Source organism: Vibrio sp. 10N.237.312.B06 (assembly GCF_041464685.1).
Lineage (GTDB): Bacteria > Pseudomonadota > Gammaproteobacteria > Enterobacterales > Vibrionaceae > Vibrio > Vibrio tasmaniensis_A.
In genome coordinates this window covers 13,566-35,008 of sequence record NZ_JBFSPI010000042.1, presented here as the reverse complement: position 1 = coordinate 35,008, position 21,443 = coordinate 13,566, and the positions used below count along the sequence as shown (strand labels likewise).

The window sequence follows — 21,443 nt, the reverse complement described above, 5'->3', positions numbered from 1 at the left end:
TCGTTCAAGGTTCAAGGTTCATGTCGCCGTTAGCTCGCATTTTAAACTGACTCAAGAAGTAACTCATAGAAACGTTTAGCAGCAGGGCCTGTCTTGGCTCCTTTTGGTAAAGTCAGGTGCAGCGGAACGTGATACCCACTGCCATTTTCGACATTCAACACAGTGAGCTTGTCACTTCCTCGGCTTTCAACAATGTGCTTTGGTAGTCGACAATACCCGACTCCCTGCTCTACCGCGCCAAACGCATGGTCGAAATTGTCCACCGTAATACGCTGACTCGACTTCAACCAGCCCACATCCTGTTTGTTCCCTTGCTTTTTGCTGCCTTGACTAGTTTGAGCACCTAAATCTCGCACCACAATTTGCGGCAAAGACGACAGTTGATTCAACGACACTGAAACGGCACTTGCTAACGGATGTGAGCTAGCAACTACTGGCTCCATCATCGTAAAACCAAAGGCTTCGGCTGAGTAATTAGTAATAGGCAAGTTGATGATAGCCACATCAGCCAGTTCTTGAGTCACCAGTTCGGTTGTTTTAGACAGAGACGTTTCAATCACTTGTATCGATGTGGTGTTGTTCTCCGTCAAAAATGCAGCCATCGGTTGATAAAGGCGTTCAAGGCAGCACAAGTGATCAACAGCAACCACAATTTCAGACTCAACACCTTTCGCTAGCTGTTCACTGATCAACTCTAGCTCGCGAGCTTGTTCCAACATACTGCTTGCACGCCGCAACAGTGATTTCCCATCCTCCGACAATACCGCCCGACGCCCTTCAACCTGCACTAAAGTCACGCCTAATTGGTCCTCCAATTTTCTCAGCGCATAAATCAGCGTGGTATGGCTCTTGTTCAATTGCACTGCCGCCGCCTGAATGCTGCCTGCACGGTCAATTTCGTAAAGCGTTTGCCATTGGTCGAGGGTGGTTTTCAATCTCATCGGTCTAAAATCCTGACAGTTAATAACTATATTATGAACTTTTCTGTCTGTTTTTTACAGGTAATATCTATTTCAACAGGCAATCAAGCCTCCTATGTTTTGCGAAATGACCATGAGTCTCAGCGCAATACCAAGTAACTGTTTGGAGAAATAACCATGAAATTATTACAAGTCGATTTTGAATTTAGCGGCCCATTTGGTGAAGAGATGTCAAACGCACTCGTTGACCTAGCAAAGTCTATTAACAACGAACCGGGCATGATCTGGAAAATTTGGACAGAGAACGAAGCAGAAAAACTGGGCGGTGGTGTCTACCTTTTTGAAGACCAACTCAGTGCAGAGACGTACCTAGCGATGCATAGCGCTCGCTTAAAAGAGATGGGGGTTGAAGAAGTGCGTGGTGTGATTTTTGACGTCAATCAGCCATTAACTACCATTAATAAAGGCCCAATCAACGGTTAATCAAACTTGTTCATTCGCTGAATGACAACAAAGATACTGAATAGCTAAGTAATAAATAGAGAGATACGTAATGAACAACAAAACTTTTCTTAGCCTACACGGCATTATTTACGCAGGGTTTGCCATCGCACTGTTTTTTATCCCAACGGTAATGTGGCCCATGTACGGCGTAGAGATCAATGATAAGTACGCGTACTTTCTCTCTCAACACACCAGTATATTTTTGGGTGGTATCGCTGCAATAAGCTGGCTGCTTAGAGACATTGAACCTGGCTTGTCCGCTAAAAAGCTCATCCAAGGCTTGGTGGTTACAAATATGCTCGGCGCCATCATCACATTGTATGCGGCATTTACAGGAATATTTGTTGGCTTCGGCTGGAGTGATCCGGCGTTCTTCCTTTCACTATCGGTGCTCAGCGTGTTGCAGGTTCGTCGACAAGGCTAGTTCATACAAAACCAAACCAAACCAATAAAAAAGGAACAGATGCACTCATCATCTGTTCCTTTTTCTCAATCAACTGTCGTTAACCTAGCGCGCTCAGCTTATTTACTGTGCTCAACGTAAATCAATTCATCAGTATTGAAGCCACGCTCTTTAGACATCGCTTTGAACTTCTCCATCACTTCTGGTGCAACCTCTGGTGTTCTTGAAAGTAACCACAAGTAGTCGGTATCTGGGCCCGAAACAAACGCGTATTGGTAATTCTCTTTGTCCAACTCAAACACCACATAAGCTCCGTAGAAGGGGCCAAAGAACGACACTTTTAGATAACCCTGATCGCTGCCTTCGACAAAGTACGCCTTACCTTCCGCTTCGTTCCATTCGCCATCTTCAGCCGAATAGCCGCGGTTAATCACCTTAACGCCACCATCATCACGCAAGCTATATTCGGCACTTATGTTATCTAAGCCACGCTCAAACGAGTGGTCTAAACGAGCCACTTCGTACCATTTGCCCAAGTATCTATCCAATTCAAACTGTTGAACGGGCTTTACTGTTTCAGGCATGCCCGCGCAACCACCCAATAGAATCACACTAAGCAGCAATAATATTTTTTTCATCCTAACCTCGACTTGTTTTTATTAGTAATGCGAGTAAGCCTTGTGAAAACATAAACTTACATCCTTGGTAATACGTTAAATCCATTTTTAAAGTTCACCTAACTGTAATTTATTCAGAATCTTATGTGAATTGTTTAGTCTGCGAATGAATCAATGGTGTTTCATTGCTATTCGATATTGAGTCAGAGTCACCACTAAATTTACGGCAAGTTAACTTAGTCAGGAGAGCAACTATGGACACTTTATTATCAAAAATCCGCGATATGATTCTTACCACTCGCTTTCTATACTTACTAAACAGTGGAACATGGAATAAATAACAATGAACAATAAGCTCACTTTGCCACGCACTGCATGGATTGCATTATTCGCTAGCCTAGTCTCTGTGCCATCGGCTTTTTCTCAAAGCCTAACCGCAGACCAGATCTTTACCAATGCCGACATATATGGGCATCGCGAGTCAGACTCGATCGTTACCCATAAAGGCAAGATCATCTTCATCGGTGACCACGCTCAGGCGCAATCTTTTCAAGGTCAGAGTACCGATGTCATCGACTTGGAGAATGCCTTTGTTTTGCCGGGGTTCATTGATAATCATAACCATGTGTTTGAAGCCGCCTCAGAGCTGGGTGGCAATTGCGAACTAGACTCTGAAGCCACATTAGAAGAGCAAATCCCTTACTTAGAAGCGTGTAAAATCAATGCCGAAACCAATGGTCGAGGCTGGCTGATGGGTTATGGCTTTTCTCTTGAGTCGACACTCGACAGCGACTCTGAATACACACCACTTGAGATCATCGACAGTATCTTCCCTGATCGCCCCGTGGTGCTTATGGAGCAAACCTCTCACTCTATGTGGGTCAACTCAAAAGCCTTAAAAATAGCCAAAATAAGCCAACAATCTCCTGATCCACAAGGTGGCGCTTATTTAAAAGACCAAGACAGCGGCAAGCTCAATGGCATCTTATTAGATAACGCTGGCGACCAAATTATGGAGATGGCGTGGAACAGCCAAAGCGAGCTCTTTGAACAAAGCTACCAAGGGTTAATGTTCGGTCTTGAAGAAGCCGCTGCGCACGGCATTACCACCATCGGTGACGGCCGGATGTACTGGAAACGAGGCTGGTATGACGTTTGGCTAGAAGCGGAGCAAAACCAAGATTTGACGGCTCGCGTGTCATTACGCCCTTGGGTTTACCCATCAATGGCGATACCCTCTCAATTAGAAGTCTTCGAGAAGATGTATTCCGATGATAAAAGCCGTCTGTTGCTCGTCGATCAGGTAAAAATGTACAGCGATGGCATCTTCATTAACGGTACAGCAAAAACACTCGCGCCCTATTTAGATACCTATCTGCCACAGTCTCCCAATGGCCTAAACTACATTCCACCAGCACAGATGAAAGAGTGGCTAACCGCGCTCGATAAAATCGGTTTTAGTGCGCACATTCATGCGATTGGTGATGGTGCCGTTCGTGAATCTCTTGATGCGATAGAAAGCGTGCGTAAACAAGGTTCGCAAAAGCCTTATACCCTAACTCACATAGAGTTAATCAATGATGAAGACGTTCCCCGCTTCAAGCAGCTCAATGTCTCGGCGGACTTCCAAGTCGGTTCCGGTTACGTAGCCAAACATCAACACCAATGGGCCGAAGCTTTCCTTGGTGCTCGCCGCGCCAAAGCCATGATGAACTTAGACGCGATACTTAAGACTGATGCCAATATCACCTTGAGCAGTGACTGGAACGTACACGACATCAACCCTCTAGTTGGAATCGCAAATAGCTTAATCATGGGTAAAACAGGCCTAACTGATATCTACACAGCTATCGACGCTTACACGCTCAATGCAGCAAAGAGCCTTGGTATCGAAGACGTCACGGGGTCTATTGAGGTTGGAAAATCAGCGGACTTCGCGATTCTCAACAAAGACATCACTACAATATCGGCAAGACAAATAGCCAAGACTCAGGTGTTGATGACAGTGTTAAGAGGGGATGTGGTTTTCGAAGACGCTGCTTTCAAAGACATAAATTAGCAAACCAACGCTCGACACAAAGCCGTTTGCTACCAGTTAATTTGCTATCCGTTAGCTCACTTCCAATTAATTCACTAAAAAGTATCAGGGGAAATATAAGATTAAGCTTGCTCAGCGAGCTTGGTATTTCCCTTTATTTTTACAACATAAGTCGTCGCGAAAATCAGTAGAGAAAATAGCCCACATAAGTAGATGGGATACTGAGGGTTCAAGGTTGAAGTAAACGCAAGTAATGAAGCGACGCCATAGCCTAGAGTATGAGACATAGCGATGTACCCTGCGGCTGCGCCCGGTGTACCACTTTGCTTTTCAGTGGCAAACAACGTGTAAGCAGGAACAAGCAACGCTGCGCCAATCGCTGTCAGTACCATCGCCACAGCTAACGCCCACATACTGGGAATCAAGAACACTCCAAAGCCGACAAGCAAACCCAATGCCCCCCAACGGTACATAACAAACGGTGTCAGCTTTTCTTTTTTGATAACCAAGAGTTGAGTAGCAAAAGTACAGGCAGCACTGATAGTCAAAAGAATCCCGATCGTGTCACTTATTTGATCGGTAGGCCAACGGGTGATCGAATAGATAAGTGGAGAAAAACTGTATTGCAACAACGCGACTGCGGCACACAACAACAACCCGCAAGATAAAAAAGGCAGTAATGTTTTATTCGGTAACCAAGGTGCTTGCCCTATTCCTTCAGCCTTCCGAGTTTCTTCTTTAGGGGTTGGTAACAACATCGTGACAAGTAAAGCAACACACGGCAAAAAGATCATCACGATCAGGGGAGCAAAAGGCGATAACTTTAACGCTAAAATGGAGACCAAAGGCCCAATTAATCGACCAACACTTAGGCCAAGACTCACTGATGTAATAGCCTGTAAACGGTTCTTCTCACCACACAATAATATCGCCCAATGCTGACTCGCAGGCACCATTCCAGACACCGTACAACCATAAATAATTCGCGCGACCACCAGCCCAATCAAACAAAACACGAATGCCTGCCCCTGTTTGCTAAACATGGCGAAAAAACACAACAAAGCAAAGCTGATAGCCATGCCTATCAGTGCTTGAATGACTACTTTTTTAGGGCCATATTTGTCGCTCTGCCTTCCCCAAAACGGCGCAGATGGCAGAAATAATATGCTTCCTATTGCGATAAGAATCGACCACGTAGGCAAGCTAAATGAAGACTGTTCCACAAGAAAAGGCAGGGAAACGAGTAAGCCGTTTTGCCCAATTCCCATAAGAGCCGAAGCAAGACCAATAGCCAATAGTTGAAATTTTTTATTTTGTATCACAGACATAAACTCGAAGGCGCTAGATAAGGTTGGTAGGTTCGTAGTGGGCACGAGCACATTACAATGATAAATAGATTGATTTAGCGAATAATTATCATTTTAATTTCACTGTGTTACATTAGCGGCTAGCAGCCCATAACTCAACTTCATATTGCATTATGTACACACTTACCAATGCCTCGTTCGAAATCGACGATAAGAAAATCCTTTCGCCAACGACTTTGACCTTTGAACCAAAGAAGATCACCACCTTGCTTGGCCATAATGGATGCGGCAAATCGACACTCATTAAACTGTTAAGTCGACAAAACACGCCAACAGAAGGTGACGTTTTCTTCAATGAGCAACCACTCGCCTCATACAGTAACCTTGAATTTGCACACCAAGTCGCCTACCTGCCGCAGCACCCACCGATTACTGATGGCGTGACCGTTCGTGAACTGGTTTGCTTTGGCCGTTATCCATGGAAAGGCGCATTTGGACGTTACAGCAAAGATGATTATGCCATCGTAGACGAAGCGATTAAGAAAGTTGGCCTTAACGCCTTTTCTGACCGATTTGTCGCGACACTTTCCGGCGGAGAAAGACAAAGAGCTTGGGTCGCCATGCTGCTTGCTCAGCAAAGCCAATGTATTTTGCTTGATGAACCAACCTCAGCACTCGATGTTGCGCACCAGCATGAATTGCTCGCTTTAATCAGAGAGCTTAATCAGTCACTCGGCTTAACCGTGATCATGGTGCTTCATGATGTGAACATGGCCGCCAAATTCAGTGATCATTTGATTGCGCTTCATTCTGGGAAAGTGATTGCTTCCGGTTCGCCTAAAGATTTGATGACGCCAGAAACACTAATGCAAATCTACGGAATGGAGCTTGCGCTCTTTAAACACCCTGAGACAGGGCAACCTATCAGCTACATCCCTTAAATCAAAAGGAACCTGTTGTGAAAAAGTTCATCACCATGCTGTTCACAGTATTAGCTTTCAACGCCCTTGCTCTAGAGAGCGTTCACGCACTAGAAATCAAACATGAAATGGGCAGTGTCTCTTTCGATGCTACACCTAAAAAAGTGGTGGCTTTAGATTGGGCACTCACCGAAACCGTATTAAGCCTAGGCGTTGAGTTGCAAGGTGTGGCAGACGCACAAGGTTATCAGCAATGGGTGGTAAAACCTGCGTTAAATGCAGACGTGACAGATGTGGGATCTCGAAGAGAACCAAACCTAGAGCTACTAACAGAACTCAAACCTGACGTCATTTTAATCAGTGAGCATATGGCGGCGGCCTACCACCAGCTCAATAAAATCGCACCTGTCTTGGTTTACAGTGTCTACAGCAAAAAGAAACAACCACTTGAATCCGCAACTTCGGTTACCCTCTCTTTAGGCAAGCTATTTAACAAAGCACAACGCGCCCAACAAGTGATTGATGAGACAAATAAGAGACTAAGCGATAACGGTGAAAAAATACGTGCCGCAGGCAACTCAGACAAACCACTGATTTTTGCACGCTTTATCAACGACAAAACCTTACGCATTCATAGCCAAGGTTCATTAGCGCAAGCTACCATAAGCAGCATGGGTCTTAAAAACGACTGGCAAGAGCAGACAAACCTCTGGGGTTTTACCACTACAGGTACTGAAAGGCTCGCTGAACACCAACAGACGAATGTGATGATCTTTGGTCCGCTAACGGAAGAAGAGCATAAGAAACTGACTCAATCCCCTCTTTGGCAAGCGATGGCGTTTACGCGTACAGACTCCGTTTACGAACTTCCTACCATCTGGACCTTCGGTGGGCTAATCGCCGCTCAAAGGTTTAGTGACCACATTACCGAACTGCTTATCCAAAAATAATGGCTACCGCAAAGATCGAAAAAACCGTCACCGGGCGATTCAATATCAAGGCAGCGGCACTACCTGTCGCTGCTGTTTTGTTGATCAGCTCGCTACTGCAAATTACCGCTCCTTACTCGCAAGGGGTTGGCTTGATTTGGGATACGCTGTTTCACTTTGATTCTTCAAATTATCAGCATCTGATTACTCACCTCACCTATTTACCTAGGCTTGCCGTCGCTCTCATTTGTGGTTTTGCACTGGCAGTCTCTGGGTGTGTGATGCAATTTGTACTGCGTAACCCCATTGCCTCACCTACCACATTGGGTGTTGCTGCGGGCGCAGAACTCGGCATGGTATTAGGGATCCTCTTAATCCCTGCTAACCTAGCTATTCCAGGGTTTATTCCCGCTTTCATCGGGGGTAGCCTTGCAACAGGCTTAGTTTTTACCTTAAGTTCTGCACGAGGCTTTTCACCATTACACATGGTGTTAGCCGGTATGGTGGTCAGCCTATTTTTAGGCTCCCTCAACACCATGTTGCTCATGCTGCATGAACAACGGCTAACCAGTATTTTTGTTTGGGGTGCCGGTGTACTGAATCAGAATGATTGGTCGAGCGTGCAGGTTCTCATACCTTTGGTCTCGATCCCGACGCTGTTATTACTGGTTTTACAGCGTCCATTATCAGCGCTGCAATTTGGCGATAATGTCGCCACTTCGCTTGGTGTAAACATCAAACAAATCAAATTGCTTTGCTTATCGTTGGCGATCTTTATTACTGCAGCCGTAGTCAGTGAAGTAGGCTTAATCGGATTCGTTGGCATTGTGGCTCCTGCTATCGCTAGGCTTATCGGTGTAAGAGCACTCGCGAAACAGATTCTGGTCAGCGGGTTGGTAGGCAGCTTCATTCTATTGATTGTGGATTTAGTGATTCAGCCCTTCTCTGGCTTCGGTGGCGAACTGCTCCCTACCGGCGCAATGACGGCGCTACTGGGTGCTCCTTTCTTATTGTGGTTACTGCAACGTACCAAGCTGCAGTCCGATCTCAAAAACCGCAGTGAAACCATTGAGCACTACAAATTCGTCAGTACGCGTAAAGTACTTGCCGCGATGTCAGTACTATTGATGGCAATGTGTGTTCTTGCCCTTACAGTAGGTAAAAACCAGTTCGGCTGGAATCTTGAACTCAACCCATCGCTATTCGATCTACGTCTACCGCGTGTATTAGTCGCGCTATTGGCAGGGATCGGGCTTGCGTTTGCAGGCACAATTATTCAACGCATCTCAAACAACCCAATGGCGAGCCCCGAAGTATTGGGGATCAGCTCAGGGGCTGCTCTGGCGTTAGTGCTCGGCACACTATTTGGCACTGCTGTCGGCCGAGAAGAGCAAATGCTGCTTGGTACACTCGGCGCAACTTCAGTGACTGCCGTGGTTTGGCTGATGGGAAGAAAACACAATTTCGCCCCAACGCAAACCTTGTTAACTGGCATCGCGCTAAGTGCAGGGCTCGACGCTCTATTGCGCATCACAATGAGCTCGGGTAATGAGAATGCAACCGCGCTCCTCACTTGGCTTTCAGGATCGACTTATTTAGTCGCTAATCAAGATGTCATTTTGCTCGCCGTTGGGGTTGCCATCATAAGTGCAGTGGCGCTGTCTTTGAATCGCTGGATAGAGCTGATTAACTTAGGCGACGTCACCACAAGCAGCCTAGGTATGAACACAACCGCTGTTCGATTGACTTTGCTTTTGCTAGTCGCGGCACTAACAACTCTGTGCACCATCGTCATTGGGCCATTAAGTTTCATTGGATTATTGGCGCCGCACATGGCGCGTTCGCTTCACCAATATCGCGCGATTCCTCAAATGCTCACTGCAGCATTATTAGGCGCTATCATCATGGTTGCTGCCGACTGGATTGGTCGTACGCTATGGTTCCCTTGGCAGTTCCCTGCAGGTCTATTAGCCTCTCTAATTGGTGGCGGTTACTTCCTCTATCTAATGAGAAAATAAGCACACACGAGAAGTCACTTTCTCCGCTTAAAGCCCCCGTTTGAAGCCTCTATTTGAAGTCGAGGCTTTAAGCGGGCTCTCTTCTTACCCACTCATCAACACACTTGCCAACAAAGCTATCAATAACCGCCAACCATTCAATTCCCAATGAACCTCTAAATTACCAACCAACCTATCCATTACAACAGGTTGATTAACATTGTCTTTTGGTTACAAAAACACAATTTATGGTATTTAAGCCTTTTTGTGTTTACCATGGAATCAAGATTAAACACATACTCTGAGCGTCATGGACACAACGACAATTACAAAGCTCCAACAAAATTTGTTATTCAAGGTCATCGCGAGGCTAAAAGCCGACAACGCGAAAGCGGGAAGCAGCCTAAATGAATCATCTTTGGCGCAGCAATTCGAAGTATCAAGAAGCCCTATTCGAGCGGTGCTAAAACACTTGTCAGCGCAAGGCATCACTAAAGTCGTCCCTTATAAAGGGTCTGTATTACAAACCGATGCGGCAGATATCGAAATTTCAGGCCAAGACAACGACCAACAACCTCGCCAAGAACAATTATACCTGCGCGTACTCATGGATTTATTCTTTAGTGAGTTAGGTCAGTCGTTTTCCGAGAAAGACCTGCAACAACGTTATGATGCCAACCGTGGTGAGATGCAAAGCGTACTGCGCCTGTTAGAAAGCGATGGTATTTTTCGTCGCAGTCCAGGGTACAAATGGCAGCTTGATGGTGTGTTGAACACCCTAGAAAGACACACCGAAAGTTATCGCTGTCGACTCATTTTCGAGCCTGCTGGCCTACTCGAACCAACATGGACACTTGATAACAGTGCAATTGAAAGCTGCCGAGATCGCCATGCTCAAGCGATTCAGACCCCAGAATCTGTCAACGCCAGTCAACTCTTTAGCCTCAGTGCTGAGTTTCACGAGCAACTTGCCGCATGTTCAGGAAATCGCTTCTTATTGAGCACCATGCAACAACATAATCGCCTACGTAAAGCGACCGATCTCGTCTCGATGCACATTCAATCTTCGGTCACTAAATCGTGCCAGCGTCGCCTAGAGATCATCGAATTGGTGCTCGAAGGTGACAACCAAACGGCCTCGACAAAATTAGCTCAGCTACTGGAAAATGACATTCGAGTCATGAAACGCACCTACAACGACGTAATGACGGTCTCTATGGAGCAGCGAGAAAGCTTAATCAACAGCATCATGGCAAAAAACAGTTAACTACGTGAGCAGTCAAATCATGGCTGCCCTTATCGTGTCCTTCTACCATCGAAAATACCATTCTGACTTCATGAACACACGAGGGCCTGTTTACCTTTCGTTGTTAAATTTTGTTCAAAAGATCAACAGGCCCTAATACCTGCACTTTCACACCTTCTGAATTATATGGTTCACACCCGCTTAAACACTTGCGGAACAAGGCACTGGCTCTGTTCAGCCCGAGTGACTAACCCCCTCGGCAAACAAGTGTTTCCAAATCTATAAAATAAAATTGCATTTTCATATTGTATTTTCGCAACAAAAACACAATAATAATGATTCTTATTTGGAATTGATAAACTTAACGATAATACTTCGTACTTTAACTATAGAAGTAGTAACCGCTTAGGTGGCGTGAATGCGAACGTATACAAGCTTGAAAGATATCGAGATGAGTATGTTTGGGGCCATAAGTAAGTGACCACTGTTAACCTCTTTTCTAATTTAGGAGGCTTCATTTATTACTAACCAGTAAAGATGAACGCTTGTTTACTTATAAAAAACAAAGTCATCGCACAAATATGAGTCTTTGTGCAGCCTTTTATTGATCAAGATTGAGAACAAAATGAAAACCGAAAAAGGAAGTTTCAAGCTTTCCACCGTTACGCTAGCGATTGTCGCAGCAAGCACAGTGTTTACAGCCCAAGCACAAGAATACACAACCGAAGAAAACATGGTGGTTGTCGCTAGCCGAACACCTAAAGCGATCAGCGACATTCCGGGAACCGTTTGGTACATCGACGCCGATAAAATCGAACAAGAATACCGTGGCGGTAAATCATTAGGTGAAATTCTATCGGCGAGCATTCCCTCTTTAGATGTCAGCAGCGGCGCTCGTACTAACTATGGTCAGAATTTACGTGGCCGTAAGATGCTCGTTATGATTGATGGTGTATCACTGCAATCCTCTCGCCAAATCAGCCGCCACTTAGATTCCATCGACCCATTTAACATTGATCGCATCGAAGTGTTATCGGGTGCAACATCTATCTACGGTGCCGGTGCTTCTGGTGGTGTCATCAACATCATCACTAAAAAAGCACAAGGTGAAGAGTTAGAATTCGAATCTTATGTCGGTGGCTCATCGGGCTTTAATTCAGGTGAAGATTTCGATTACAAAGTCGGTCAATCTATCTCTGGCGGTAACGACAAAGTTCAAGCTCGCTCTTCTGTGGTTTACACCGAGACACAAGGTGTATTCGACGCAGATGGCGATATTGTTACTCCTGACATTTCACAAGGCTCACTGCAGTTCAACAAGACGGTAGATTTCCTGACAACTGTCGGCGTGAACCTGTCTGAGACCAAAAAGCTCAACTTCCTAGCACAATATTACGATAGCCAGCAAAACTCTCCTTACGGTCTATACATCACCGGGCGCGATTTTGTTGACGTACGTAAAGGGTTTTACTCGGATCGCGAACACGGAACTGAGCGCATCATGCTGAGTGCCTCTTACGTCAATGATCAATTCCTTGGGCATCAGTTTATTGCTGAAGCTTCATACCGTAAAGAAGACCAAACTTACACGCCTTACTTCCAATCTTCTGGTCAACAAATTACCGATGTTATTTCATTAAAAACAGCACTGGCTAAGAGCTTCAATAAATTCAATATTGTTTATGGTATCGATGCGTATCAAGATCAGCTTGATAGCAATCAAGCGCTTTACGATCGCACCATTGCGAACAATTCAGGCAACTTAGTCAACAAGACCTATGCACAAGTGGGTCGCTATGCAGGTGTTAAAGTCAGCTCTATCGCAGGCTTTATACAATCTGACTATGCGATCACCGATGATTGGACGGTGGAAGGTGGATTCCGCTACCAATACATCTCTAACAAGATTGATGATTTTGTCGGCTACAGCCAGCAGAAGAAAATTGCTGCTGGTAAAGGCAAAACAGCAGACGCAGTACCAGGTGGTGAAACTGATTACGGTGTTGGCTTATTTAACCTAGGTACGATCTACCACCTTAATAACGAGTCTCAAGTTTGGGCAAACTTCTCGCAAGGTTTCGACCTTGCAGACCCAGCTAAATACTACGGACAAGGCAGCTACAAGCTCGTTGGTGATCACTGGAAACTCAACGACAGCATCAACGTTAATGACTCAAAAATGTCTGGTATCAAAACCAACAGTTTCGAGTTAGGTTACCGCCTTGATACTGGTGAGCTAAGCTTGCAAACCGCGGCTTACTACTCACAATCTGACAAATCAGTGAAGTACAACAGAAAGACATTGCTGATTGAAAACATCAATGACAAAAAGCGAGTGTACGGGCTAGAGGCGATGGCTTCTTACTGGGTACATGACAACATTCAACTGGGCGCTTCTGGTCACTACGTCACCTCTGAAGTGAAAGGTAACGACGGTTGGAAAGATGTATCTGCAGGAAGTGCAAGTACTTCTAAAGCAAGTGCTTGGGCAGGTTGGTATGACACAGACCTATCTGTAAAAGTACAAAGCCAAACTATGTTTGATTACGAAGACGACAAAAACAAACTTGATGGCTACACCGTGTTTGATCTAGTGAGTACGTATCAGCTTCCGGTCGGTAGTCTAGGTTTTGGTATTCAAAACTTACTGAACAAAGACTACACCACTGTTTGGGGTCAACGTGCTCAAATCCTTTACTCGTCTCATTACGACTCAGCAGCGTATGACTACAAAGGCCGCGGCCGTACTTACACTCTGAACTACCAAGTTAAGTACTAATTAATCGGTCTGCATAAGCTGAATTAGTCGCCCACTCTGAAGTGTGGGATGGCTAAAAGACAAAAAGGGTTGGCAAACATGCCAACCCTTTTCAATTGACAGTTCATTCCGAACTCCCCTATGTTTAATTCTACTTATGCTTAAGCTGTCTTTTCTTTCAAGTTTGATTCTTGTTTATCATCAAGCGCAAAGTAGATCTTCGATACAATTACTTCAGCAATGAGAATCGTAAATACCACGGCGAAGAACGCCACTACACCATTCCAAGGGCCTGTAAAGCTCACCTTCTCGCCGAACAATAAGTTAATCGCTTCTAGCATCACGAACTTTGAACCCACCAAGATGATGTAAGTAGTGATGGCGCGATAAACCTTAGGCCCGGTACCCGGTTTACTTTTGAAGTGCTCAGCAATCTTGTGCTCTAAGCCAATAGAGAGCTTCAACAATAACTGCAGTAATAACGCTGCTATCAAAGAAATAGTGAAAGACTCAATGTTGACGAAGTCCCAGTACTCATCGAAAAAGTTAAGTACCACTAAGTCCACCAGCACAGCTAACGTGTAACCTACAAATAGACGTTGTGGTGTGTTGAACCCGTAAACTTTGTCTGATTTAGTCATTCTGTCTCTCTCTAATTTGATAAGTCGCCTTGATTTGAAATACATCTTAGCGCTCGAAAAGGAGCAAAACTTACCATTTTGTGACACCACCAATAATCATTATTCAAATTAATGATTCGACAGAAATCCCCCTTCCTTCTCTTATAGCAATAGCAAAAACACACCCAATTCATCACTGTCACCAAATGGCCATTCTTCAAATGCTGCCCCCATATGATGACTCCATCAGCGACACACACTCATTTCCAAAAGGTGCAGACTATGAAAAAGCTAATCACTAACGTGAACGTATTTAACGGTGTTGATAACAACTTAATCGAGAGCGTATCAGTCCTCATCGAGGATAACTTGATCACCCAGATTAAAGAAATTAACTTCCATTCTACGAGTTAGTTTCCGTTTTTCGAGTTAATTCCCACTCTATGAATCAATTTACATTCACGTATTACCCACCCAAATAACAACCACACAAGAAACAAAATGGAATATCAACCTGTAAAAATTAAAAATAAACAACCTCTAATTACTTCGTAAAAAACACAGAGTAAAGGTAATTATTTCAGCATGGGAAACTCTAACTAAATGTTAAGTGATAATTTATCTGGAGGTGCTATTTTAATATAACCTTGTCAACCCCACGCCCTTAAATTGCACATAAGACAATTTATAAAAGTAAATACTATTAATAATTTTTTGTGATCAGGAATTAACAATGAGACTGTTGTTGTACTCAACATGTGGTGTTCTGAGTTTTCTAGGCATATTTGGACTAGCTGCGTTGTATATTGTTTATTAATTTGTAATCTACTTTTACAATTAATATTTAAATGATAGAAAGCCCTAATCAATAGGGCTTTTTATCCATCAAAGATAATAATTAAGTTATCGTAAATTTATTCTATTTACTTTTCTCTTCTAGCTTAGCCTTTACTATTGGATATAGTTTTTCGTATGGCAAGTAGCCGGGGAGCAATGTTCCATCAATTAGCATCGCTGGTGTACCCCGAACACCCAGTCTCGTAAATAAGTTATAGTTTTCAGCAACTTCAATCGCCATTTCACTGTCTGAAGAAACATAATCGGTGGCTTTGTTCTTCTTCGCTACTTTCATTATCGAACGAACGTTGTGAATACCAGGCTTACTGATCAACATCTCTTCAACTGCTTTGTATTTTTCTTTGTCATTGTTCCAGACATTGAGTCCAAAAGTTGCTGAGTTCAATGGCGAATCTCTCTCCTTTAGAGGGATATAAATATTTATCACCTTGATGTCATTAGGGAACTCATCCGCTATTTTTCGAAGAACAGGGTCTAATTTTTTACACCACGGGCAACTAAAATCAGTCATATTTACGATCGTCAGTTTTGGATGTTCGGAACCATACCAAGGGTGATGTGGGTTGTTATAAATAAAGTCATGACTCTCAACTAACGTTTTATCAAAGCTACTTTGTTGATCTATGTAAGCAGCTAGACTGTCGTGAACTGAATCGATAATACCTTCGTTCGTTTCTAGCATTTGCGTTATCTCGGCAATTTTTTCTTGTTTTGTCATTGCGAAAGTGACGGGTGAGAAAGCCAGAGTAACCAATAGTGTGATGATGCTTTTTGTAATGAATTTCATATTTTTCCCATTAATACTTAGCTAACCAAAGTCGGGCTGCGATACCTATTGGCGTAGTAATTCCTGAAGTAACACTTGTTACTTTTCCATCATTAATAACAATGAGTGTTGGCGTTAAGGAGATTCCCCAATCGCGTGCAATTTTACCTTGAGTGTCATTAATGTTGTCGTAGCTATACCCTTTAGCATTCATATAGCGTTGAACTCTTTCATCTTTACCCGAAGTCAGTGATACACCAACGACGGGATAGCTCGATGAAAACCAATCAACCACTGGCGTCACAAATTTGCAGGCGACGCACCATGTCGTCCAAAAATAAACTAATACCGGCTCTTTCTTACTCATCTCTATTACATCTATCGGTTTACCGGATAATGACATCCCAACCATTGGCGGAACGTTCTGCATTGGAACGTCTTTTGTACGCCAATAATCAACACCAAAGACCACGACCAATGCGAACAAGGTATACAGTAATGCCGATCTCAACTTCTGCTTTTTGGACTGAGGTTTTGCCTTAGCTTTTTTTCTCATCATTCGTCACCACCTTTTGCTTTCTCAATGGCTTCCATCACCGCATCACTGGTTAAGATGACAGGAAGCTCAATACCTTCCGGAGCGTTAGGGCCATAAACCATGTTGAACGGAACACCGAAACGGTTGTGATCTTGTAGGTATGACGTGACACTATCACTTGGGACTGTCCAATCGCCCTCCATCGGCACTACATCACCTTCAGTCAATACGCTGTAAACAGGATCTTGTAAGAGAACCCCGATCTTGTTTGCTTTACAAGTCACGCACCAATCAGCGGTAACATCAACGAAAACTACTTTGTCGTTAGCAACATGATCATCAATGGCTACGGTCGACAAAGCTTCCCACTCAGGTTCTGGTGGCAGAATTTTGGATGTTGCCTTCTCGACAAATAACGAGGCAGAGATAACACTCAACAGCAGCAAGGCAACAGCACCCGCAGTCTTGATTCCATGCACTTGAACCAACCTGACAAGCAATAGGCAAACACTGACCGCCAGTATTGCGTATAACCACAATTGAGGGACGTGAGGTCGAAGCAAGCTAAAGAGCCAAACGCTAGTGATTAGCATCATTCCGCCGAACAGGTATTTAACACGGTTCATCCATGCTCCTGGTTTAGGCAGCGCCAAAGCTATCGATGGGAATGCAGCAACGATGATCCATGGAAGTGCCATACCAACGGCAAGTGCGGTGAAAATACCAAACATCGTCGGGATAGTCGTGGCAAGAGCAAATGCAACGGCTGTCCCAAGAAATGGAGCAGAACATGGCGTAGCCAATAGCGTTGCGAACATGCCTTGTGTAAAGTGTCCGACGTAACTACTGTCTCCCTTGGTTGCCATCCACGTATTGGTATTCGATGAAAGACGGAGCTCGAAAAGCCCTAACATGTTGGCGCTGAAAAGGGCTGTGACGATAAACATCCCACCGATAAACCAACCGTTTTGGAACTGAATTCCCCAACCGATAACGCTGCCTGATATTTTTAACACAGCCAAGAAAGTGGCGATTAACCAGAAGGATGCGAGGATGCCACTCGCAGATGCAAGGAATTGGAACCTAACCTGTTTTCTTGCCATGCGTTGAGCAGAAATAACCCCACTCAGTTTCATTCCAAGTACAGGGAATACACAGGGCATGATATTGAGAATCAACCCACCTAATAGCGCCAAAAGCACCATACTTATCATAGAGCTATTACCCACTATGCCGTTGGTAACAGTGGCTGGGTATTCTGTAATGAAGTCTTTGTCTTTGATGCTGACACGAATGTGTTGGTTGTTGAGATCGGGTGTGCCCATCCAGCTGCTTACGTCATAAGTCGCAATGGCTTGGTTACCTTCAATTTCAATGTGAGGAATACCAAATTCAGCATCTTGCATTTCATCTGAATCACCATCCACGATTATATCGGGTGCAGTCCAACCAATTTTATGTGTAGCAATAACTTGAAGTTGCGACTTGTGAGCATCCCAAATCGTAGATGTACCCTCTACAAGCGGTGAGTCTTTCGGCACTTCGCTCATTGCTTTTGCGTAGACAAGCATCGCGTCGTTATTCACGGTCATCTCACTTGGGTTAAACACCAAGTTGATGTCAAAATCCGTGAGAATACATATGGTGGTGCATGAAGACATCGTCAGCACTGCATGGAGCTCAACAGGTTTGTTCATATCATCAATATGAAGATTCATCGGAAAGATGATGTTGTGCTTGTAGCCTAGCGTATCTATGCCGAGCAAGTTGAAGCGTTGAGGAAACTTCCAAAACCATTGCAGTTGCGAAACGTTCTTAGAGTCAGCCCATTTAATTTTGGGCGCAATGCCTCCTTCGCCAGGACTTCTCCAGTAAGTTTTCCATTCATCAGAAAGGTTCACTTCCAGATAACCCGCCGCGGTTTTATCTTCTTTATTAATTTGTCCTGTCATGACAAAACGCGTTTCTACATACGGATGTAACTTGTCTTGCATCCAACCCGTTGTAACAGGAGTCATCGATTCGCTCGCACTTGCGTTCACAGTGAATGTTAAACACAACGCAACGAATAGCCAAAGCACAACAAAGCGCAATGACATTTTGCTTTTAGGCATGTCTAATTTTTCCTTAAAAAATGAATAATATGAGTGTTAGTTAAACGCTCTTATTTTCATTCTTTAAAGACACAGATCTTGAGATGGATGCGCCTACCTTTGTGGAGGATTGGCTCAGTGAAGGGAGGGAAATACGGGACAGTACTTAGCAACCACAATACGACGACAACGAGTATGAAGTACGTGAATATAGCTTGATCATTGACTTGGTGGTGATCAAAATTTATCAGATGTTCTGATAACTCACATTTTTGGACGGATTGGCCGTCTTGGGATTGAGATGCCCCATCAATAAAAACGCCACTATCGCTAATCTTGTTTGCCTGCACGGCAGTAGAAATAGCAGAATCACTGTTGTCATAATTTACTTTGCAGCCTTGGATAAAACTCATATTACTGGCGAGACAGAAACAGATAACCCAACCCACTAATAATAGTGCGCTACGAGTTAGCTGATGTGTGTTTCGACTTGAGATCATATCTAAACTGCAGATGTCTTGTTATGGTAAACGTAGCAATACGACTTAACTAAAATAATAAAGTTCAATTTTTTTCTTAATGTCGATAATTTTCATGAATCAAAGCGATTGAGAATCGTAAAAATCATACACCAACAATCAGGGTCGGAAAGACAATCAGTATCGAAAAGACAATCGACATCAGCCATACCGCGGTCGAGCAGTGTGAACTAAGTAAACTCGGACCAAGACAATACATGCTCAGGAACAACGTATGACCTAACTCTCTGTTTTCTTGCTAGTATTAAACTCATGCAGTTTGTTTATGTATAAAATTGTTGATTGAAGGACGAAGCTTATTGAGATGGGGATGAGATTAGAATGAGGCGATTACTTACTGCAATATTTTTCAGTTCAGCATTGTTACTCAGTTCAGTGCTATCAGGGTGCAGTAATTTTAGAAATCTATCGAATGAGATAGACGCAATTGATGCCTATACCGACCAGTACCAAATCATTTTGACCGAACCAGCGTCGGGCTCAGCCGTCGTTATTCAACAGATAAAAGATATCAATAAAAGCGAAGTTGATGGCTACGACGGCATAATAGATAGCGACAGTATTCAATTGCAGCTATCTAGAAAAATACACTACCTACTTGTCTTTGATGATAAAAACCAAGATTTAACCCTACAAGCTGACGAACCATTCAGTGTCGTTAATCTGCATGATCACCAAGACAATTCTACAGTAAGAATTTCACTCGCCATTAACGAAAACAAAGCGCCCAGAGCCTTTGTTAATCACTCATTGTCCTCTTTACTGAAAGTGGAATTGGATCTTGTCGATATAGGCACCGTTGTGAGTTTAACGGATCCGCCCTTTAAGCGAGAAAACGCTAAGCTCGGCATGTGGCAGCCAGTAACATTCTTTTTTGAAGGGAATGCTGGACTCTACTTTTGTCGGAATACGACCCAACTAAAATCCCTATCCTATTTGTACATGGTATCAACGCAACCGCTTTAGATTTTGCTCCATTAATCGAAAAAATCGATCAATCTAAATACCAAATATGGGTATTCAACTACCCTTCTGGCTTATCTCTGATTTTAAGTTCGAAAGGCTTAAATAACCTGCTGCATACCATAGTGACTGAATACAAGATCCAACAATTACACGTGGTGGCACACAGCATGGGCGGGCTGATCGTGGCAAACAGTGTTCGTCAGTGCCAAATCGGGCAGTTGTGCAATTTTGTCAGCAGCATCACCACCATATCTTCCCCGTTTGGTGGTGTGGCATCCGCCAAGCAAGGGGTTGAATACTCCCCTATCGTGATGCCAGCCTGGGTAGATTTAAATCCAGACGGAAAATTTATCGCCGAGTTATTTGGTAGTAAAACTAAAAACCATACCCCGCACTTTTTAGCGTTTGGATACAATTCAGGGGAGTTATTTAATACCAACAATAATGATGGCGTAATTGACCTATCAAGCCAGCTTTCGCGCCCAGCTCAATTAAACGCCGACCAAATTCTTGGTTACGATGAAAACCATTTAAGCATCTTAGACAACGACGACTTGTTTGAAGATCTTTCTGAGTTTTGGTTGAGAGCCGAACAGGAGTAAATACTGGGCGTATTGGATATGGGTGAATCAACCTCAAGTATTACTGATAGCAGATGCTGATTAAGGAGAGGTTAGGACGGGACTTGTTATTTGAGCTTACACGGATTTGTCCAAATCCACTTTAGTATCCCCCAGTAATGCCCACACAAAAAAAGAATTGGTATCTCTACCAATCCTTTTAGTTCCACATACAAGCGGAGTCTTAGTGCTTATACCTAAAGGTATTACTGTCATCAACAATCTCAATTTTGACAGGCACAGTGCCTTGCTTAACGTTACCTATTTGTGCAAATGCCTTGTGAGAAAGGTCGATCACTCGGCCTTTTACGTAAGGGCCTCGATCGTTAATTTTCACATCGACCGACTTGCCATTGTCTGTATTGGTCACTCTCACGATCGTCCCAAAGGGCAAGGTTTTATGAGCCGCCGTATAAGCATTCATATTATACGTCTCACCACTTGCTGTGAGTTTTCCATGGAATTTATCGCCATACCAAGAAGCTTTACCCACAAGAGCATGTGACTTGGCATAGTCCTTTGTTTTAGAACTGCCGACAGCCGACGTCGAGGTACATCCGGCTAATATCATAAGAATAAGAGCGGTAAAGATGATATGTCGTTTTTTCATGTGATTTGGGAACACTAATCTCTGCATGTTTCTCTATTTTCGTTGTTGTTGGTTAGCAATATTGAGCTGAGTATAGTCACAACTCAATCAAGGCTACCATTCGGTATGATGGCGCAATGTTTTCATGAACAACGCTTTATTCCGTCATATTCATGAAAGGTTTTATCTTCAAAACGTCAACTTTAGCAACGCCT

General features: G+C 43.8%; 17 protein-coding genes and 1 pseudogene. 10 read left to right on the top strand and 8 right to left on the bottom strand.

The annotated features are described in order from the left end of the window. Positions 1 to 41: 41 nt before the first annotated feature. Complete coding sequence (locus tag AB6C75_RS12950; protein ID WP_372107945.1) at positions 42 to 941, bottom strand: LysR family transcriptional regulator; 900 nt, start codon at positions 939 to 941, stop codon at positions 42 to 44. 156 nt (positions 942 to 1,097) lie between these two features. On the opposite strand from AB6C75_RS12950, the gene AB6C75_RS12945 reads away from it, so the two are divergent. After that, a complete protein-coding gene (locus tag AB6C75_RS12945; RefSeq protein ID WP_017101594.1) occupies positions 1,098 to 1,403 on the top strand; it encodes a monooxygenase in 306 nt (101 codons plus the stop codon). 70 nt (positions 1,404 to 1,473) lie between these two features. Continuing rightward, positions 1,474 to 1,848, top strand: coding sequence for a hypothetical protein (locus AB6C75_RS12940; RefSeq protein ID WP_009847186.1), 375 nt, complete (start codon positions 1,474 to 1,476; stop codon positions 1,846 to 1,848). A 98-nt stretch (positions 1,849 to 1,946) separates the two neighbouring features. On the opposite strand, the gene AB6C75_RS12935 is transcribed toward AB6C75_RS12940, so the two are convergent. Next, a complete protein-coding gene (locus tag AB6C75_RS12935; RefSeq protein ID WP_371727335.1) occupies positions 1,947 to 2,465 on the bottom strand; it encodes a lipocalin family protein in 519 nt (172 codons plus the stop codon). Between the two features lie 322 nt (positions 2,466 to 2,787). Between AB6C75_RS12935 and AB6C75_RS12930 the strand changes: the two genes are divergently transcribed. After that, positions 2,788 to 4,503, top strand: a complete 1,716-nt coding sequence (locus tag AB6C75_RS12930; RefSeq protein ID WP_372107944.1) for an amidohydrolase — start codon at positions 2,788 to 2,790, stop codon at positions 4,501 to 4,503. A gap of 101 nt (positions 4,504 to 4,604) precedes the next feature. On the opposite strand, the gene AB6C75_RS12925 is transcribed toward AB6C75_RS12930, so the two are convergent. Next, positions 4,605 to 5,810, bottom strand: a complete 1,206-nt coding sequence (locus AB6C75_RS12925) for an MFS transporter (protein WP_122046393.1) — start codon at positions 5,808 to 5,810, stop codon at positions 4,605 to 4,607. Positions 5,811 to 5,962: 152 nt separating this feature from the next. On the opposite strand from AB6C75_RS12925, the gene AB6C75_RS12920 reads away from it, so the two are divergent. The 5 genes from AB6C75_RS12920 to AB6C75_RS12900 all read left to right on the top strand — a co-directional run bounded on the left by AB6C75_RS12920 (position 5,963) and on the right by AB6C75_RS12900 (position 13,660). Further along, a complete protein-coding gene (locus AB6C75_RS12920) occupies positions 5,963 to 6,730 on the top strand; it encodes an ABC transporter ATP-binding protein (RefSeq protein ID WP_372107943.1) in 768 nt (255 codons plus the stop codon). Positions 6,731 to 6,747: 17 nt separating this feature from the next. Then, positions 6,748 to 7,659, top strand: coding sequence for an iron-siderophore ABC transporter substrate-binding protein (locus AB6C75_RS12915; protein ID WP_017096909.1), 912 nt, complete (start codon positions 6,748 to 6,750; stop codon positions 7,657 to 7,659). Further along, on the top strand, positions 7,659 to 9,656 hold the full coding sequence (fhuB, locus tag AB6C75_RS12910; protein WP_372107942.1) for a Fe(3+)-hydroxamate ABC transporter permease FhuB: 1,998 nt from the start codon (positions 7,659 to 7,661) through the stop codon (positions 9,654 to 9,656). The genes AB6C75_RS12915 and fhuB overlap by 1 nt, the downstream gene beginning before the upstream one ends. A 289-nt stretch (positions 9,657 to 9,945) precedes the next feature. Then, the gene (locus AB6C75_RS12905; RefSeq protein ID WP_372107941.1) at positions 9,946 to 10,902 is read left to right on the top strand and encodes a GntR family transcriptional regulator; all 957 of its coding nucleotides are present in this window, start codon (positions 9,946 to 9,948) and stop codon (positions 10,900 to 10,902) included. Between the two features lie 604 nt (positions 10,903 to 11,506). Next, positions 11,507 to 13,660, top strand: a complete 2,154-nt coding sequence (locus tag AB6C75_RS12900; protein WP_372107940.1) for a TonB-dependent receptor — start codon at positions 11,507 to 11,509, stop codon at positions 13,658 to 13,660. Positions 13,661 to 13,800: 140 nt separating this feature from the next. On the opposite strand, the gene AB6C75_RS12895 is transcribed toward AB6C75_RS12900, so the two are convergent. Further along, a complete protein-coding gene (locus AB6C75_RS12895; RefSeq protein ID WP_009847195.1) occupies positions 13,801 to 14,280 on the bottom strand; it encodes a hypothetical protein in 480 nt (159 codons plus the stop codon). Positions 14,281 to 14,541: 261 nt separating this feature from the next. Here AB6C75_RS12895 and AB6C75_RS12890 point away from each other — a divergent pair, with 261 nt between their 5' ends. Beyond that, positions 14,542 to 14,673 (top strand): hypothetical protein, encoded by a 132-nt coding sequence (locus AB6C75_RS12890; RefSeq protein WP_372100535.1) that lies wholly within the window; start codon positions 14,542 to 14,544, stop codon positions 14,671 to 14,673. A 505-nt stretch (positions 14,674 to 15,178) separates the two neighbouring features. Here AB6C75_RS12890 and AB6C75_RS12885 read toward each other — a convergent pair. The 3 genes from AB6C75_RS12885 to AB6C75_RS12875 are packed head-to-tail and all read right to left on the bottom strand — an operon-like array spanning position 15,179 to position 18,535. Further along, positions 15,179 to 15,904: a DsbA family protein gene (locus AB6C75_RS12885; RefSeq protein WP_372091222.1), complete on the bottom strand. Its 726-nt coding sequence runs from the start codon at positions 15,902 to 15,904 to the stop codon at positions 15,179 to 15,181. A gap of 10 nt (positions 15,905 to 15,914) precedes the next feature. After that, positions 15,915 to 16,442 carry a protein disulfide oxidoreductase gene (locus AB6C75_RS12880; RefSeq protein ID WP_009847199.1) on the bottom strand — a complete coding sequence of 176 codons (528 nt, stop codon included), beginning with the start codon at positions 16,440 to 16,442 and terminating at the stop codon, positions 15,915 to 15,917. Further along, positions 16,439 to 18,535: a protein-disulfide reductase DsbD family protein gene (locus tag AB6C75_RS12875; protein WP_372107939.1), complete on the bottom strand. Its 2,097-nt coding sequence runs from the start codon at positions 18,533 to 18,535 to the stop codon at positions 16,439 to 16,441. The genes AB6C75_RS12880 and AB6C75_RS12875 overlap by 4 nt, the downstream gene beginning before the upstream one ends. 839 nt (positions 18,536 to 19,374) lie before the next feature. Between AB6C75_RS12875 and AB6C75_RS12870 the strand changes: the two are divergent. After that, positions 19,375 to 20,621: pseudogene (locus tag AB6C75_RS12870) on the top strand (lipase family alpha/beta hydrolase). A 202-nt stretch (positions 20,622 to 20,823) separates the two neighbouring features. Here AB6C75_RS12870 and AB6C75_RS12865 read toward each other — a convergent pair. Next, on the bottom strand, positions 20,824 to 21,276 hold the full coding sequence (locus AB6C75_RS12865; protein WP_371700974.1) for a septal ring lytic transglycosylase RlpA family protein: 453 nt from the start codon (positions 21,274 to 21,276) through the stop codon (positions 20,824 to 20,826). Positions 21,277 to 21,443 lie beyond the last annotated feature (167 nt).

What these genes read in the sequence shown, in the direction of transcription:
- AB6C75_RS12890 (WP_372100535.1), top strand. Translation starts at nt 14,542, where the DNA reads ATGAAAAAGCTAATCACTAACGTGAACGTATTTAACGGTGTTGATAAC.
- fhuB (WP_372107942.1), top strand. Translation starts at nt 7,659, where the DNA reads ATGGCTACCGCAAAGATCGAAAAAACCGTCACCGGGCGATTCAATATC.
- AB6C75_RS12945 (WP_017101594.1), top strand. Translation starts at nt 1,098, where the DNA reads ATGAAATTATTACAAGTCGATTTTGAATTTAGCGGCCCATTTGGTGAA.
- AB6C75_RS12935 (WP_371727335.1), bottom strand. Translation starts at nt 2,465, where the DNA reads ATGAAAAAAATATTATTGCTGCTTAGTGTGATTCTATTGGGTGGTTGC.
- AB6C75_RS12920 (WP_372107943.1), top strand. Translation starts at nt 5,963, where the DNA reads ATGTACACACTTACCAATGCCTCGTTCGAAATCGACGATAAGAAAATC.
- AB6C75_RS12940 (WP_009847186.1), top strand. Translation starts at nt 1,474, where the DNA reads ATGAACAACAAAACTTTTCTTAGCCTACACGGCATTATTTACGCAGGG.
- AB6C75_RS12950 (WP_372107945.1), bottom strand. Translation starts at nt 941, where the DNA reads ATGAGATTGAAAACCACCCTCGACCAATGGCAAACGCTTTACGAAATT.
- AB6C75_RS12880 (WP_009847199.1), bottom strand. Translation starts at nt 16,442, where the DNA reads ATGATGAGAAAAAAAGCTAAGGCAAAACCTCAGTCCAAAAAGCAGAAG.
- AB6C75_RS12905 (WP_372107941.1), top strand. Translation starts at nt 9,946, where the DNA reads ATGGACACAACGACAATTACAAAGCTCCAACAAAATTTGTTATTCAAG.
- AB6C75_RS12895 (WP_009847195.1), bottom strand. Translation starts at nt 14,280, where the DNA reads ATGACTAAATCAGACAAAGTTTACGGGTTCAACACACCACAACGTCTA.
- AB6C75_RS12900 (WP_372107940.1), top strand. Translation starts at nt 11,507, where the DNA reads ATGAAAACCGAAAAAGGAAGTTTCAAGCTTTCCACCGTTACGCTAGCG.
- AB6C75_RS12885 (WP_372091222.1), bottom strand. Translation starts at nt 15,904, where the DNA reads ATGAAATTCATTACAAAAAGCATCATCACACTATTGGTTACTCTGGCT.
- AB6C75_RS12875 (WP_372107939.1), bottom strand. Translation starts at nt 18,535, where the DNA reads ATGCCTAAAAGCAAAATGTCATTGCGCTTTGTTGTGCTTTGGCTATTC.
- AB6C75_RS12930 (WP_372107944.1), top strand. Translation starts at nt 2,788, where the DNA reads ATGAACAATAAGCTCACTTTGCCACGCACTGCATGGATTGCATTATTC.
- AB6C75_RS12865 (WP_371700974.1), bottom strand. Translation starts at nt 21,276, where the DNA reads ATGCAGAGATTAGTGTTCCCAAATCACATGAAAAAACGACATATCATC.
- AB6C75_RS12925 (WP_122046393.1), bottom strand. Translation starts at nt 5,810, where the DNA reads ATGTCTGTGATACAAAATAAAAAATTTCAACTATTGGCTATTGGTCTT.